This is a genomic window from Pseudoalteromonas sp. M8 (assembly GCF_018141365.1).
In the GTDB taxonomy this organism is placed as follows: domain Bacteria; phylum Pseudomonadota; class Gammaproteobacteria; order Enterobacterales; family Alteromonadaceae; genus Pseudoalteromonas.
Window position 1 is genome coordinate 3,499,524 of record NZ_CP047240.1, and the last position, 16,718, is coordinate 3,516,241.

The following is a 16,718-nucleotide window of genomic DNA, read 5'->3' on the forward strand; positions in this document are numbered from 1 at the left end:
TACATGCTAGACATCAGAATAAAAACATTGAGTTATAAAAAACCACAGGTAATAAATGGCAAAATACGCAATTGGAGACTTGCAAGGCTGCTTCACTCCACTCATCGGGCTACTCGATCAAGTCAACTTTAACCCAAGCCAAGACCATTTATACTTTGTCGGTGACATCATCGCCAGAGGACCCGATTCACTTGCTTGCCTAGAGTTTCTCTATCAACACGCAGGCTCTATTAGCATTACACTCGGCAATCACGATCTCCACTTTTTAGCATGTCTTGCTTTGGGTGTCGCTCCGAACCCAAAAGATAAATTAGATGCGGTTTTTGCCAGCCCTAAATGCCAAAAATATGCTGACTTATTACGTGCACAGCCCCTCGCTATTTGGCTTGAAACACAGCAAACTTTTATTTCTCATGCAGGTATTCATCCAAGCTGGAATATTACGCAAGCGCTAGAATATGCACGCTTTGCCGAAACCATTTATCAATCAACAAAAGCCCCTGAGTTTTACGCCAATATGTACGGTGCTCACCCAGGACTTGAGCACAACAAGCTCAGTGAACAAGATAAATTTAAAGCCATTGTTAACGTCTTCACTCGAATGCGCTTTCTAAAACAAAATGGCGAACTGGATCTTAAGAACAAATCTGGCCTAAAAGATGCGGCAGGTCTCACTCCGTGGTTTGAGCTCAGCCAAACACCAGCCGAAACTACCCTACTTTTCGGCCACTGGGCTGCTTTGGAAGGCGAAACCAACAAGAAAAATATTATAGCCTTAGACACTGGCTGCGTGTGGGGAGGTCCTATGACGATGATAAATATCAACAGTGGTGAAAAGTACCAGCACAATTAAGCTATTTAACCTGAGGTTTGGATAAGAAATGAGCTAACTCGTTGTTTTTAAATTATTTCCTTATCTAGCCAGAGAGTTTTGGGGATAACCAGGCGAATTTACGCACCAATAGCTGGCTATTGGAAGTGAATTCAACGCAGTTAGCGCTAAAACTGGCTGCTAGAAAAGCATTAATTATCCGAAGCTCAGGTTATTTAACTTTCCTAAGTCGAATCTAGGGTAATCACCCACTTTAATTTTTACAAAACTAAGCTACACTCGAAGAAAACGTGAAGCTTATACTTTTTATCCGTTGAGCTGCTATTTTTTGTAATCCGACCTTTTTTACTGAATTTTTTTGTCACATCTGCTATAAAATACTTAACTTATCCGCAATAAATCCGATAAGTATCCGTATTGCTTTGTAAATTTTGTAGGACAGCTATGAATTTGACTGTTAGCCAACGTATTTGGGGTGGTTTTATTACCATCACCTTGTTGCTTCTTCTTATCGGGGGCAATTCTTTATTTAGAATTGCGAACATTGACAACTCAACTCAACAGGTTAATAACCTGTCTTTGCCAGCACTCTCTAAAAGCTCTGCGCTGCAAGTAGAATTTACTTTAATGAGCAAAATGGCTCAGGGAAGTTTTTACGCGCGTTCAGAGACTGAACTGGCGACGCTAAAACAGCAATTTAAAGAGCGCCAGAAGATCTTCGACAAAACCTATTCAGAGCTGCAACAGGTCGTTGCCGCTAATAATAAATTGGCCTCAAGCAGTCGTGATGTTGGCAAAAGTTATGATGCGTTCGTAAAAGCCATGAACAGCTTGGTAAACGAGAAAACAACTGAGCTTTCGTTACGGGACAAATTAAAAGAGCAGTTATCTACTATCGATGTTGCCGCAGAAGATGCGACTATGGTGACGGTTGATATCATTGATTTGGATGGCTTAGAAGATGCTGACAAACGTGCTTTTCAAGCTGCAAATAACTTAGAAAATAACTTTTCTTCTGTTGTGACTAGCGCCAATGATATTGTTACTGTTGAAGACATCAATACACTGGAAATCGTAAGTAGGGATCAAAGCTACCTCGTTGAAGAGCTAGGTCGCAATATTGATTTGATGCGTGGCCCCGTTAGCGCGCTTGATAGTAGTTTGTTTGCTGATCTCGAAGGCTATTACACTAATTTGAAAGATGCAGTTACCGGCAGCAACAGCATCGCGGAAAATCAAAAACGCTTGATCAATGCGATAGCCGAGACACGTAAAGAACTAACCAATGCAGAAAAAACCACAAAAGCAGCCCTATCTCAGCTAGATGATTTACTCTCTGAAGCGAGCCAAGTCGCCTTTAACTTACAACAAGGCGTACGTGCCGATGTAGGCACAGCAAACCTATGGACTTGGATTGGTATGATAGTAGCAACGTTAATGGCCGTCGGTGTTGCCTACATTACCGTTAGTCGTATCACAAAACCGCTATCGGAAGTAAATCGAGTCTTAAACATTGTCGCCAGTGGCGATATGACACAGCGCTTAGATGACACAGCAAAAGATGAGTTTGGTGAATTATCTAGAAGCTGTAACACCCTAATCTCTAGCTTACGTGAACTTATCACTGGCATTATTTCTCGTTCGACGCAGCTTGCTGCAGCGTCCGAAGAAACATCGACTATCACTACGGAATCCAGCCAAGCAATTAAGAATCAGCAGGCACAGGTAGAGCAAGCAGCTACCGCTACAACTGAGATGAGTAGCACGTCTCACGGTGTAAGCAACAGCGCACATCAAGCACTACAGGAAATTAAAAATGCTGATAAAGAAGCTGAGCGTGTTAAAGGCATCTCACATGAGAACAAACACACTATTGAGCAACTCGCAAGGGAAGTGGATGAAGCCTCTCGCGTGATTAACAAACTACACCAAGACAGCGCTTCGATAGGCAGTATTTTGGATGTTATCCGTGGCATTGCCGAGCAAACTAACCTCCTTGCACTAAACGCTGCAATCGAAGCTGCGCGTGCGGGTGAACAAGGTCGTGGCTTCGCTGTAGTGGCAGACGAAGTACGCTCGCTTGCAAGTAAAACTCAAGAGTCGACTCAAGAAATTCAAGCAATGATTGAATCCTTACAAGCCGGTGCCGAAGAAGCGGTAGGCGCGATGTCGAAAGGCAAACAGCAGGCGGAGTCGTGCGTAACTCAGAGCGACCTTGCTAATGAAGCACTAAACTCTATCACTGCAGCCGTTTCTCAGGCTCATGATGTGAGTGAAGAGATTGCAAACGCGGCGAATGAGCAACAACAAGTAGCACAGGAAATTAGTGAACGTTTGGAATCGATTGTAACAATCGCAGAGCAAACAGCTGAAGGCGCAAGCCAAACCTCAATCTCTAGTTCTGAGGTTGCTAAACTCGCCGAAGAGTTACGCTTATCGGTAGAACAGTTTAAGGTTTAGCTATCTAACCTGAGCTTTGAGCAGGAAACAGTCTCAAAACTTTAAGGGGTTTAGCAAAACCCCTAAGCATAAAAAAACCCATGCATGGCATGGGTTTTTTGTTTCTTTTCTTTGATTATGCAAACAATGCGTTTGCCTTCTCAACGATATTTTCTACCGTAAAGCCAAATAGCTTGAATAGCTCATCAGCAGGCGCTGACTCACCAAACGTTGTCATACCAACTATAGCACCATTTAGGCCTACATATTTGTACCAGAAGTCCTCAATACCCGCTTCGATAGCGACGCGACGCGTTACTGAGCTTGGTAGTACGCTTTCTTTGTATGCTGGAGATTGCGCATCAAAAATGTCCGTTGAAGGCATAGACACAACACGTACCTTTTTACCTTCTGCACGAAGCTTATCCGCAGACTCAACTGCAAGTTGCACTTCAGAACCGGTTGCAATAAGGATGATTTCAGGCTCACCATCACAAGATAGTACATAACCACCTTGCTTAATCGCTGCAACCTGCTCAGCGGTACGAGGCTGCTGCGCAAGGCCCTGACGGGTAAATACAAGTGCAGATGGGCCATCAGCGCGTTCAACCGCTTGCTGCCAAGCAACTGCTGACTCAACTTGGTCACATGGACGCCAGCTCGCAAGGTTTGGCGTAGTACGTAAGTTCGCCATTTGTTCTACTGGTTGGTGTGTTGGACCATCTTCACCAAGACCGATTGAATCATGAGTATACACAAAGATGCTTCTTTGTTTCATCAATGCAGCCATACGTACCGCATTACGCGCGTATTCCATAAACATTAGGAATGTCGCACCATAAGGGATAAAGCCTCTATGTAGCGCAATACCATTCATAATGGCAGACATACCAAATTCACGCACACCGTAGAAGATATAGTTACCCGCAGCATCTTCTGCCGTTAAGCCTTTAGATTGATCCCAAAGTGTTAAGTTAGAACCCGCAAGGTCAGCAGAGCCACCCATAAACTCAGGTAGAATTGGACCAAAAGCATTCAATGCATTTTGTGATGCTTTACGAGTTGCTGGGTTTGCAGGATTCGCTTGAAGCTCTGCGATATAGGCTTCTGTTTTCTCAGACCAGTTTGCTGGAAGCTCGCCTTTCATGCGACGCTCAAACTCAGCAGCAAGCTCAGGATAATGCATTTGGTATTCAGTGAACTTAATCAGCCAGTCACTTTGTTGATTTTGACCACGCGCTGTTGCGTCCCATTTCGCGTACACATCTTCCGGTACTTCAAATGCGCCGTGCTCCCAACCAAGGAATTCACGTGCTGCTTTGATTTCATCATCACCTAGCGGTGCACCGTGACAATCATGGCTACCTGACTTGTTTGGTGAACCATAACCGATAACCGTTTTACAACAGATAAGGGTTGGTTTGTCAGACTCTGCTTGCGCCGCTTCGATTGCCGCTTTAATCGCATCGCTATCGTGACCATCAACACCGGCGATAACATGCCAGCCATAAGACTCAAAGCGTTTTGGTGTATCGTCGCTAAACCAACCTTCAACTTCACCGTCGATTGAAATACCGTTGTCATCCCAAAATGCAATCAGTTTGCCAAGACCAAGGGTACCCGCAAGTGAACAAGCTTCGTGTGAGATACCTTCCATCAAACAGCCATCACCTAAAAATGCATAGGTATAGTGATTAACGATGTCGTAATCTTCACGGTTAAACTGTGCAGCCAATGCTTTTTCAGCAATCGCCATACCTACCGCATTGGTAATACCCTGGCCTAATGGGCCTGTAGTCGTTTCAATACCTGGCGCATAACCATATTCTGGGTGGCCTGGTGTTTTGGAGTGTAGCTGACGGAAGTTTTTGATGTCATCAATTGATAAGTCATAACCCGACAAATGCAACAATGAATAAATTAACATCGAGCCGTGACCGTTTGATAATACAAAGCGATCTCTGTCGAACCACTCAGGATTACTTGGGTTGTGCTTTAAAAAATCGCGCCAAAGTACTTCTGCGATGTCCGCCATGCCCATAGGGGCTCCAGGGTGGCCAGACTTGGCCTTTTGTACAGCGTCCATGGAAAGAACGCGAATTGCATTAGCAAGTTCTTTGCGAGATGGCATGAATTCTCCTACCTTTAAATGTGTTTCGCGGGGGTTTGAGCCCATTCTTACTTATTTATATGGCTAACTGCAACGGCAAAGGCCATAAAAAAACGGGTACAGACGGACTTTTTCCGACCATTAAAAAAGTTTGCACAATTTTGGACGTCTAGGCGTAAAATAACTAGTCAATGCCTAGGTTTTTTGGTTAGAATACGCCCCTTAATTTTTCGCGCTGTTCCTGATGTTTGTGAAGCGCAATATTTGTGAGCATAAATACAATGGCTAAACATTTATTTACTTCTGAATCTGTTTCTGAGGGTCATCCGGATAAAATCGCCGATCAGATCTCTGATGCGGTTCTAGATGCCATCCTTGAGCAAGATCCAAAAGCACGTGTTGCGTGTGAAACTTACGTTAAAACCGGTATGGTTATGGTTGGTGGTGAAATCACGACTAGCGCTTGGGTTGATATCGAGGAATTAACTCGTAAGACCGTGCGTGAAATTGGTTACACACATTCAGACATGGGCTTTGACGCTGATTCATGTGCAATCCTTAACACGATTGGTAAACAATCACCTGATATCAACCAAGGTGTTGACCGTACTCGTCCAGAAGAGCAAGGTGCTGGTGACCAAGGCCTAATGTTTGGTTACGCGTGTAACGAAACTGACGTACTTATGCCTGCGCCTATCACTTACTCACACCGTCTAGTTCAGCGCCAAGCGCAAGTTCGTAAAGACGGCACGCTACCTTGGTTACGTCCAGACGCTAAGTCTCAGGTAACATTCGCGTACGAAAACGGTAAAGCAGTAGGTATCGACGCGGTCGTATTATCTACACAGCACTGTGATTCGGTATCACAAGCTGACCTTGTAGAAGCAGTGATGGAAACTATCATCAAGCCTACACTACCTGCAGAGCTTATCACTGAAGCAACTAAGTTCTTCATCAACCCAACTGGCCGTTTCGTTATCGGTGGTCCTATGGGTGACTGTGGTCTAACTGGTCGTAAAATCATTGTAGATACATACGGCGGTATGGCACGTCACGGTGGTGGTGCATTCTCAGGTAAAGATCCATCAAAAGTTGACCGTTCTGCAGCTTACGCAGCGCGTTACGTTGCAAAGAACATTGTTGCCGCTGGCCTTGCTGACAAGTGTGAGATCCAAGTGTCTTACGCAATCGGTGTTGCTGAGCCTACTTCTATCAGCGTAGAAACTTTCGGTACAGCTAAGCTTGATGAGTCGCGTTTGATCGAACTTATCCGCGAGCACTTCGACTTACGCCCTTACGGTCTAATCACTATGCTAGACCTTGAGCGTCCAATTTATCAGCCTACTGCTGCTTACGGCCACTTTGGTCGTGAAGAGTTCCCTTGGGAAGCAACAGATAAAGCTGACGCACTACGTGCGGCTGCAGGCCTATAATCCCCTGCAGCAAAAAGTAAAAAAGGCGCCAAGTGCGCCTTTTTTAATGCCTGTGGATAATCCCCTATCCGATAAATACTTCATCGACATCATCTTTTAAGTTTTGATACTCATCTTCATGCAAATTAAGCTCAATCATCACCTTATCTTTAAATAGATACCAATCTGCTGCGCTTCTAAAGTGTTTTGCTTCAAAACAGAGGTTTTCAGCCAGTTTAAGTGCCGCAAAGGTTTGCACATGCTGCGCATCTTTTTGCTCTTCAAGATAGCTAACGTCATGGTGGCGCAAAATCATCTGGCATATTTCTTTAGGTAAGTGCCAAGACGTCGCAAGAAAGTAGCCTATCACAGTGTGAGGCACTGGATACTTTTGCTGCTCGTAGTAAATAAGCGTTTGCTCAGGTCGCTCTATAGACTGCTTTATTACCTCAGCGTAGTCAGGATATTTTACGGCCATTGCTGGGATCCCGGCATCATGAAACAGTCCGAGCAGCTGCAAATTCTCCATCGGTAATGATGCCTTCAAATGATGTCCAACCACCATTGCTGCTTTTGAGATATCCGCAGCATTATCCCAAAACTGCTGCAGTGAAATACAGCACTTTGACTGCTCAAACGCATTTTTAAGCAAATACCCAGTCACTAGCTGTGTAATACAGTTCACGCCCAAAAACATCACAGCTTGTTTTATATCTGTGATTGTACGGGCAAGACCATAAGCCGGTGAATTAATTACCTTTAATACCGCTGCAGACGCACCAACATCTGCCGCAATAATATCCGCCACGGTAAATAACTCAGGCTCTGGTTGTGATAGTTCATTTTGTAAGGCTTGTAATATTTCAGGCTTAGCAGGTAAGTTAAATCCGCCGCGCAAATCATTCAGCACTTTATCGTCTATATCGATCATTGGGCTACCTCAGAATTGATACACCCAAGTTTAGTTCATCGCCTGATATTTGCAGTATTGATTGTAATGAAGTGATACAAAAAAGCGGGATAAAACCCCGCTTAATCTGGTTAGAACCAATATGGTTCGCTATGCATGGAAGATTGTCGACTTTGCTCCATAGCACTTATCAAAAAGTCAGATTTTTGCTTAAGCCATGCCTGCACTTCTTGCAGCTCGTCTGCGTTTTGGCTTTGGCAAAGTTGATATAAATACGCCAGTGTTTCTAGCTCATAAATACCATAAACGATATCAATCCAAGGCGTTCTAAACACTTTGCGCGCTTCTTTATCGTAAAGCTTGCCCAGACAGTTACCGCTTAGTAGCGTGTTTTCTAACTTTATTCTCACATGTAAATAATCTCTTTCAGAAAGCGATTTATCCTGTGGAAGCAAGTTTTTCAGCTCTTGCCAGTCTTTATCAAATAATTGGCTTGCGATTTCTGTGACAGGTAGCTCTGCTGCACTCAGTGCTTTTTGATCCCAGTTTTTACGCCACGCTCTATCAACCAGCCAGCGAGTAAGTGAAAGGATCAAACGGTTATAGCGGGTGCAATGAAATAAATCTTCAATGTCCGTCGGTGTCGGCTGAACATCTTGCAAATCGGTAATGACCTGCGCCAACTCGGGAAACTGATTAAGTTTCTTATGATAAGCATGACGCTTTGAGGTATAGGTTTTTAAATGAATTGCATTTTCGACCCAGGCAAGTTCTGACAACAACCATTTTAATTCGTTACGAATACTCTCAGTCGAGCTTTTATCAACGATGTCATCGAACAACCAAAACGCGTGGCGGATAAGCGAGACTCCATCAATAACACGTTTTAATGTCTTGAGACTTGGTTTATTAAAATAACACTGCTCATGCTTCTGGACGAACTGAATACCATAACTGACTGTCGCAATTAGCGCTTGTTCTTGCGTTACCTGAGATTTGAGCGGTACAAACCCTATAAACTTATTTGGTTTTAGAGGCTTATCATCGGCAATTCGATACCCTCTGGCGGCCTTTGAGTATAGTCCCAAACGCATACCAGCCTGTTTAATTAGGTGATCGGCTAATAAGAAAAGATCTTCTTTGTTTCCCTCAATGAGCTCTATTTCAAGCTCATTGATTGGCTCCATCTTCCCTTGGGCTGCTATTTCCCCTTTATCCAACACGACTTCGATTTTGGTTCCTGAATCCGTTTCGATTAACCAAGTTCGACGAATGAAATTCGTACTGAAGATCGGGAATATGTTTTCTGCGATAGACTCAAGTTGCATGCCGTGAGGCCAAATATTCGCGTCAAACGCTAACAAGTCAGGACGTCCTGATTGAATAGGTAAATTGTACTCAGGTCGTTGATGTAACCCTCCTACAACTTCTCCCGCAAGCTTAATCGTTTGCTCGCATTCATCATTGCAACAACGCGTTCTTAGACCGATATCTAGCGCACGCAATTCACGATTTGGCGTGTCAAAGTAGGCGTTAGTTAAGTTTTTAGCAGGCTTGTTAGTGACCGTTTTTGCAAACTGTGTGATGAGTGCAGGGATCAGCGGAACTTCATTATCTGAAACCAAAAATTTCAGTTCTATTTCAGTGTCCATTAGGGCAGTGTTTTACCTATTTGTCTAAGGGAGGATCAAAATATACAAAGGAGGCTAAGTTTGCAATCTTTTTATCCGATGAGAAGTGCACCAAATATGCGCTAAATCAATAGATAGTCGGGCTAATTTCGCTGAACGTCAGCGGATTAATAACACCGAATCATTGCGTTAAATGCTGCAATTTTCATTATGTAATCAATTATTTCGCGCCATTCAAAATAAACAAAGCCTTGCTATTAGGCCGCGAAATCCCTACTATTTTGTAAACTTTACGACCCAAAGAATAAAAGGCCCACGCATGTTCAACTTTAAGCAATTTATCATTGCGAGCCTGCTCTTCACCAGCTTTATAAGCTTTGCCGAAGAGCCAGACGAAAATAGCACAGTAAACACGGCAACACCAAACGGCTATATTAGTGACAATCTTTTTATTTTCATGCATACAGGTCCAAGTAAAAATTATCGAATTTTAGGTTCTGTTGATGCTGGTACGCCAATCACTATTTTGAGTGGCGCTAATGACGAGTTTGTCCAAATTAAAGACGACAAAGCAAGAGAAGGTTGGGTAGAAAGTAAATTTGTCACCACGGAGCCAGGTTTAAAGCAACAATTAGAGGCGGTTAACCAAACCTTGGTGGAAACCCAAGAGGCGCTGAACGACGCCCAGCAGCAGCTTCCAATGCTGCAGCAAAACAATACCAATTTGCTAGCTGAAAATGCTTCACTTCAAGACACTATTTCAGGGCTTGAAAAGCAACTACAAGATGAGCGTTTAGCACAGCAGCAAAAAGTCCAAAAAGAGCAACACCAGTTGCTCACTTACGGTGGCATCATCGGGATCAGTGGCATTATTATCGGTGTGATCCTGACGCTATTTTTATCTCGTAGAAAGCGTTACGACGGCTGGTAAGTGGTTATATACCTATTGAGGTTAGATAACTTCGTCACTGACGGTTCATCTAAACTCTATTGTCAAAATTGATGGGGTGAATTGCTCAATTCGCCCCACTCTAAATACAGTTCTGAAAATAACCTTTCTCTACTATGAATATCAGCGTATTAAAAAGCCCAACCAAGTAACATGGATATATCGTGCAAATTATGCTCATATTGAACTACACCTGTGTAGTCATATTCTTTTGATTCTTTAATATTCAAAAGAGAGTATTCCAAACCAACATAGAGATTATCTGTTAGTCGATACTCAACACCTATCGAGGTATAAATATCATTACCGCTATCACCTGAACTAGTGCTGCCTGTAGGAACCAATTGTGCAGGGATCACATCTTTGTATTGCCAATGTGCCATTCCAACTCTTATATTTGCATTAATATTGGTAGACACCTCAATCTCTCCCTTAATCCCCAACCTCAGAGATTCGGTATCAATAGGAAACCTGACTCGATATGAGTAGTCATATGGGTTTTGATAGATTCCAGAGAGTGTGTTAGAAACGTGAACGGAATATTCAGCTAGTGACTCACCATGAAAATGCTGTGCGATTTCAAGAGCTAAATGATCTGTAAGCCCAACACCGAGCCTCAGCCCCCATGAATCAGAATTAGCGGATGACGCACGCCTATATCCTAAATCAGATTCTTGCTCGGCATAAAATTCATTATTGGCTTTACCAAAAAGTACTTCTGAAAATATGGCAATATCAGCCTTCGCGTACATAGGCAACGATAGTACTGCCAGTCCAAATAATTGTTTTTTCATTATCACATCAGTGTTTAAAGATTAAAAAGGAAGCAATATTTAGTTTGAAATATTGAAGAGAAAAGCGGGAGGAAGTATACACAGAATATAAAAAATTTAAACAAGGCGTATGATTGAAAGTTTGGAGATACTTTTTAACTTAAAAATATCAAAAATAAATAAAGGCCGGAAAATTCGGCCTTTATTTATTCCATCTAAAACGTATTAGGCTGAACTCTTCGCATTAATATTACCCCAAATGCCAGACTCAGTAACTCCTTGCACTTTGACCTTATCGACTTCGAATACAGGTTCTTTCCCTTTTGCTCTTTGCAGATGATAATCGGCCGTAACCGCCAAGATAGTGGGTGTAAGGCGCACGATGGCAATAACATTCACCACCGTCATTAAACCCAATGCGATGTCGGCAAGATCCCATACCTGTTTTAGCGTTGCCGAAGCGCCCCACAACATCATAGACAAGTAGCATGCGGTATAAATTGAACGGCCAACTTTATTGTCCAGATGGAATAAGTGTAAGTTACTTTCAGCATAGGCGTAATTAGCCACTACAGAGGTGAAAGCAAACAAAGTGATCGCCGCCGCGACAAAGTACACGCCCCCAGTTGCTAAATGCGCGGTCATCGCAGATTGCGTCAGCCGTATGCCTTCCATCTCACTGCCAATATCTATATCTGCCAATAGAATTATGACAGCAGTACAACTACACAACACGATGGTATCAAAGAATACGCCTAGCATTTGGATATAACCTTGGGTCACGGGGTGATTGGGAATTGGTGACGCACTGGCCGATGCGTGCGGCACACTACCCGCTCCCGCCTCGTTAGAATAGAGCCCACGCTGAATACCATTTTTGATAGCTGCGCCAAGTGCGCCAGCGCCCGCTTCTTGCAAACCAAAAGCTGAAAGCAAAATATCTTTGATCATGGCAGGGACTTGCGAGTAATTAATCACGGTAATAATAATGGCCGCAAGGACAAAGACTAATCCCATTACTGGCACTACCTTTTCAGCAAATCGCGCAATCGCTTTGAAGCCACCAAGAATAATAGAGCCGGCAAGGACTGTGATCACAATACCTGAATATAAGGTTGGAATATCAAACGCATTATTGAGCGCATCGGTGATGGTATTGGTTTGCATCGCGCTAAAGGTAAATCCATATCCCAAAAACAAGCAAAAGGCGAAGCATACTGCAAACGCCCGACTTCCCAATCCCATGTGAATATAATAAGCAGGACCACCTCTAAACTCACCTTGGCTATCTCGCACTTTATAGACTTGCCCAAGTACACTTTCGGCAAAGCCTGTTGCCATCCCCAAAATGGCTATCATCCACATCCAAAATATCGCACCACTGCCACCAAGAGAAATAGCAACCGCAACACCTGCAAGGTTACCGGTTCCAACTCGAGCTGATAGCCCCGTGCATAACGCTTGAAAAGAACTGATGGTATTGTCATCACCCTGACTGCTGCCCCGTAACAGGCTAAACATATGGCGAAACTTTACAATTTGTATCCCTCGCAAAAGAATAGTGAACCAAAACCCTGCAAATAGCAGGATATAAATAAGTATCTGGCCTTCTCCCCATAAAAGCCCATTAATACTCTTAACTGCACTTTCAAACATAGGCGATTCCTGTTTTATTATTATTTGCCGTTTATCTAGGGCCTGTTGACCTTCTTGACGGATAAACAGGCCCTAGTATTATTTAACGGTTATTTAAATGGACTCCAGCAATCATACAACGTACTGAGCCACCTGCGGCTTCAATTGTCGGTATATCAATAGCAACTAGCTTAGCTGACTTTTCAATGACAGCAATTTGCTCAGGCAACAACGCCTGATAAGCCGTTGTGGAAAGCGCAAGTATGTGTCCCATGCTTCCTTGTAGCTCAATCGCGTTGCCGCAAAAATGTTGGATCTGCTGATAAGATAGCGCAATCAGGGTGTGGCCGCTTTGCGTAAAACGGTTAATAAGCTGTGCCCGCTGATATTCTGGCACCATATCTAGGCATATCATGGCGAAATCGGTGGCGACACACATTAAGACATTAGTGTGATAAACAGGCACTTCATTCTTATCATAGGCATTAAATATCTCTGCCTGTAGTCCCAACTGCTCGCAAACTTGATTAACTAACACGGCGTTGGTGCGCTTGGATTCTACCGCATAGGCCACTTTAGCTTGATGATCGATAACCATAGAGCCGGTGCCTTCAAGGAATATTTCTTCAGCAGTTAGGTGACTATAATCGTTGATGTTTGTCACCTGATAGTGAGCACTCAGAAAATCGATAATATCGCGACGGATCTCCAATCGTCGATTCAAGGCGTACATAGGGTAAATCGTCAACTGACCATCGCTATGGGTCGAAAACCAGTTATTTGGAAAGACCGAGTCAGGCGTGTCTGTGGAGGTATCTTCAAATAAGTGTACTTTCACGCCAGCCAATTCTAACGCTTGCACGGCGTTGCTGACCTCAACATAGGCTCTGTTGTTAGGGTTGTTTTCACTGCATGCTTGCTGAAAGGCGTTATCTTGCATGGTTTGCGGGTTCGAAGTGAAATGGTGTGGGCGGATCATCACCACCGCTCGTGGTGCTTGAAATATCGTTGTCATACTGCACTCATTATTTGATTTGGGCGTTGTCTTACACAATATCAGTGTAACCACACCATAAGACGATTTAAATGCCAAAATCTTATACAATTAGTGCAATTTTCTATCACTTTGCTAAGTTGAATTATACAAATAGACTAATCATGACAAAAACCACAAAGCTGTACTATGACTCCTTACTTATATGATGCGCTTGACAAAGCCTTGATTGCTGAATTGCGCAAAGATGGCCGAGCAGCCATTTCAACTTTAGCCACTACGCTCGATGTGTCTCGCGGAACCGTACAAAACCGTTTAGATAGACTCATTTCCAGTGGTGCAATTCTAGGCTTTACAGTGCGGGTTCATGAATATATCGAGTCCGAGCTGGTGCGCGCTATCATGATGATAGAAGTGATCGGTAAATCCACTACTCAAGTGATCAATGCACTGCGTGGGATCCCCGAACTCAGTAAAATTCATACCACGAACGGGGCATGGGATTTAATCGCTGAAGTACAAGCCGCTAACCTCAGTGAATTCGATGGTGTACTGAGGCAAGTTCGAGAGATTGATGGCATTTTAAATAGTGAAACCAGTATTTTGCTATCGAGTACGTAAAGCTCGATAGCGCTTAGATTAGGGTAAGTGAATCGATTGTCCGAAATAAACTAAATCAGCCATGACACATTTCAACACTTAACCTAATTACTGCTAAATAATATTGTCACCTTCTTCTGGGCTTCGAGCGCGCTCTGCTTGCTCTCTGATCTCATCCGCATCGCTACTCACATCGTCAATATCCGCATCTACTGCACTTGCTGTGGTTTTGTTCTTTTGTTTCACAGGCGTTCTGCTACTCGAATTACTGGTCGCTTCTTTGTTTACTCCTTGTGTTTCAGTATTCGCAGCTATGATTATCCGCTCTCTAGCATCATCAGGCATGCTTATACCGTGTTCTGTAAAGCAATTAACGGTTTCTCGCATGAGTTGAGACGCCACTTTGATCGGGCTATGTTGTTCGCTATTGACCCAAAAATAAATGGTAAGATTGATAGTCGCGGAGCCTAAGGCTTCAAGTAGAACCTGAGGTGGCGGGTCGTTTAAAACCGCACTTTGCTCTTTAAGTAAGTCAATTGCAATTTGCTGCGTCAGGCGAATATCGTTGTCATAGCCAATACCAATCTTAAAGTGTCCACGTGTTTTGGGGTTGGCAGTAAAGTTTTTAATTACATTCTTGTAGACGGTAGCATTGGGTATTTGAATGTGATTACCATCGTAATCAACTAAGGTGGTTGCGCGGGCGGTGACTTTTTTAACGATCCCCAAACGGTTATCCACTTCAATAACGTCATCAATTCTAAACGGGCGTTGGACACTAATTAGCATACTCGAAATAAAGTTCTCGGCGATATCACGAAACGCAAACCCAAGAATAAGACCGACAAGCCCAGTACCACTCATTACTGCGACGGCAAACTCACTCAACCCGGCCAAGCGCAAAAAGATATAAATACCAAAAAATATGACTAACACACTGATAAAACGGCGAGTGACGAGATGTAATAATCGACTTTTACTGACATAACCTATGGGTTTAATCAAAAGATAAGAGATTGGCCGTGCTAAATAATAACAAAGCACAATAACCACAATTCCCAGCGCCAAAGCAGGTAACAATTGCCATGCGGTTTGTAAAAAGTGCACAACCTGTGCGCTTAAACTTAGCGTATCTGATGTGCTCACGGCCTCAGTCACTTCGCGAGAAGCTGCCGCCTGAATCATATTAGTCATTTGATTTTTAATAAGATTATTGATTTCCATATTGCACTCTTTGGGTTTTTATTCATAAGATCACGAGTTGACTAGTAGCAAATATAACGCCAAACGAGATTGGCAGACCTTTTGCTGTATATCACTTCAGATCAACAGGCCCAGAATTGATTTAGGAAAGACCAATGGCAGCTCATAAACATGGCTTTAATGCAGACAGGCCAAGCGATATTCCAGCACTCGGTTGGTGGGATGTCAGTAAACGGCTATACCACAGCTTATCCCAAGATAATTTATCTCTGGTTGCCGCTGGAGTGGCATTTTATGCCCTGCTGGCAATATTTCCTGCGTTAGCGGCCGTTGTTTCTATCTATGCCTATTTTTCTTCTCCTGCAGAAATGGTTGACCAGCTACTGCCGCTTATTGAACTCTTACCACCATCCAGTCAAGAAATTATGTTGCAACAACTCAAAGCGCTCACTCAAAAATCGCAGGCAAGCCTAAGTTTAGGTGCTATTTTTACCCTCTTTTTAACAATATGGAGTAGCAGTAAAGGCTGCCAAGCGTTGATCACAGCCTGCAACATTACGTATCATGAGCATAATAAAAGGCGGTTTTTACAAGCCCTAGTGGTACGCTTTTTGTTTTCTGTGGGGGCGATTTTCGTCGCGATTGTGGCGTTGTCTATTATCGGAATTTTACCGATTGTGCTTAACCTCGTAGGATTTACCACAGCACTGGACTCTGTAATACAGCTAATTACTTGGTCTATTTTAGCGGTACTATTTCACTTTTCCTTAGCGTTTGTTTATCGTTATGCGCCACATCGCAGAGCCGCAAAATGGCGCTGGATAACACTCGGCTCGTTTACTGCAACCGGTTTATGGATCTTGGCGTCATTGGGGTTTTCATATTATGTCGCGCAGTTCGCTTCTTACAATGAAACTTATGGTTCATTGAGAGGCGTCGTCATTATGATGATGTGGTTATATTTGAGCGCATATATCATTATTTTTGGTGCTGCACTAAATGCCAGTACTGAGCTACAAACTTTAAAAGATAGTACCGTTGGACCAGCAAAAACCAGAGGGCAACGAGGTGCATTTGTGGCTGATAATTTAACGACAAGACAACGTAAAGAAAAGGAGCCTCATTGATAATAGCATCAATATTAATAGCTCACTTTCACGATTTAAATTTTGCTTAGATTACTCAGCAGCAAGTTGAGCTTCGCGACCAAAATACACTTATGAGAACATA

Annotated in this window: 13 protein-coding genes; 6 read left to right on the plus strand and 7 right to left on the minus strand. The window is 43.3% G+C overall.

Annotated elements, in window-relative coordinates:
• The first annotated feature begins 55 nt into the window (after positions 1-55).
• Positions 56-853, plus strand: a complete 798-nt coding sequence (locus GSF13_RS20565) for a symmetrical bis(5'-nucleosyl)-tetraphosphatase (RefSeq protein ID WP_174169781.1) — start codon at positions 56-58, stop codon at positions 851-853.
• Positions 854-1,276: 423 nt separating this feature from the next.
• A complete protein-coding gene (locus tag GSF13_RS20570; protein ID WP_211866947.1) occupies positions 1,277-3,292 on the plus strand; it encodes a methyl-accepting chemotaxis protein in 2,016 nt (671 codons plus the stop codon).
• A gap of 115 nt (positions 3,293-3,407) precedes the next feature.
• Here the strand turns inward: GSF13_RS20570 and tkt are convergent, their stop codons facing one another.
• Positions 3,408-5,402, minus strand: coding sequence for a transketolase (gene tkt / locus GSF13_RS20575; protein WP_102057429.1), 1,995 nt, complete (start codon positions 5,400-5,402; stop codon positions 3,408-3,410).
• A gap of 260 nt (positions 5,403-5,662) precedes the next feature.
• Here tkt and metK point away from each other — a divergent pair, with 260 nt between their 5' ends.
• Positions 5,663-6,814: a methionine adenosyltransferase gene (gene metK, locus GSF13_RS20580; protein WP_010606001.1), complete on the plus strand. Its 1,152-nt coding sequence runs from the start codon at positions 5,663-5,665 to the stop codon at positions 6,812-6,814.
• 64 nt (positions 6,815-6,878) lie between these two features.
• Here metK and GSF13_RS20585 read toward each other — a convergent pair whose 3' ends face one another.
• Positions 6,879-7,724: an HDOD domain-containing protein gene (locus GSF13_RS20585; RefSeq protein ID WP_174169779.1), complete on the minus strand. Its 846-nt coding sequence runs from the start codon at positions 7,722-7,724 to the stop codon at positions 6,879-6,881.
• Between the two features lie 110 nt (positions 7,725-7,834).
• Positions 7,835-9,355, minus strand: coding sequence for a CYTH domain-containing protein (locus GSF13_RS20590; protein WP_174169778.1), 1,521 nt, complete (start codon positions 9,353-9,355; stop codon positions 7,835-7,837).
• Positions 9,356-9,653: 298 nt separating this feature from the next.
• Here GSF13_RS20590 and GSF13_RS20595 point away from each other — a divergent pair, with 298 nt between their 5' ends.
• Positions 9,654-10,265 carry a TIGR04211 family SH3 domain-containing protein gene (locus GSF13_RS20595; protein WP_227386883.1) on the plus strand — a complete coding sequence of 204 codons (612 nt, stop codon included), beginning with the start codon at positions 9,654-9,656 and terminating at the stop codon, positions 10,263-10,265.
• Positions 10,266-10,414: 149 nt separating this feature from the next.
• On the opposite strand, the gene GSF13_RS20600 is transcribed toward GSF13_RS20595, so the two are convergent.
• The 3 genes from GSF13_RS20600 to GSF13_RS20610 all read right to left on the minus strand — a co-directional run bounded on the left by GSF13_RS20600 (position 10,415) and on the right by GSF13_RS20610 (position 13,706).
• Positions 10,415-11,077: an outer membrane beta-barrel protein gene (locus tag GSF13_RS20600; protein WP_102057433.1), complete on the minus strand. Its 663-nt coding sequence runs from the start codon at positions 11,075-11,077 to the stop codon at positions 10,415-10,417.
• Positions 11,078-11,281: 204 nt separating this feature from the next.
• Positions 11,282-12,712, minus strand: coding sequence for an alanine/glycine:cation symporter family protein (locus GSF13_RS20605; RefSeq protein ID WP_211866950.1), 1,431 nt, complete (start codon positions 12,710-12,712; stop codon positions 11,282-11,284).
• 82 nt (positions 12,713-12,794) lie between these two features.
• Positions 12,795-13,706 (minus strand): arginine deiminase-related protein, encoded by a 912-nt coding sequence (locus GSF13_RS20610; protein ID WP_211866952.1) that lies wholly within the window; start codon positions 13,704-13,706, stop codon positions 12,795-12,797.
• A 168-nt stretch (positions 13,707-13,874) separates the two neighbouring features.
• On the opposite strand from GSF13_RS20610, the gene GSF13_RS20615 reads away from it, so the two are divergent.
• Complete coding sequence (locus GSF13_RS20615; RefSeq protein ID WP_128725236.1) at positions 13,875-14,306, plus strand: Lrp/AsnC family transcriptional regulator; 432 nt, start codon at positions 13,875-13,877, stop codon at positions 14,304-14,306.
• A 93-nt stretch (positions 14,307-14,399) separates the two neighbouring features.
• Here GSF13_RS20615 and GSF13_RS20620 read toward each other — a convergent pair whose 3' ends face one another.
• Positions 14,400-15,509 (minus strand): mechanosensitive ion channel family protein, encoded by a 1,110-nt coding sequence (locus GSF13_RS20620; RefSeq protein WP_045962697.1) that lies wholly within the window; start codon positions 15,507-15,509, stop codon positions 14,400-14,402.
• A gap of 134 nt (positions 15,510-15,643) precedes the next feature.
• Here GSF13_RS20620 and GSF13_RS20625 point away from each other — a divergent pair, with 134 nt between their 5' ends.
• Complete coding sequence (locus tag GSF13_RS20625) at positions 15,644-16,615, plus strand: YihY/virulence factor BrkB family protein (RefSeq protein WP_211866953.1); 972 nt, start codon at positions 15,644-15,646, stop codon at positions 16,613-16,615.
• The last annotated feature ends 103 nt before the right edge of the window (positions 16,616-16,718 follow it).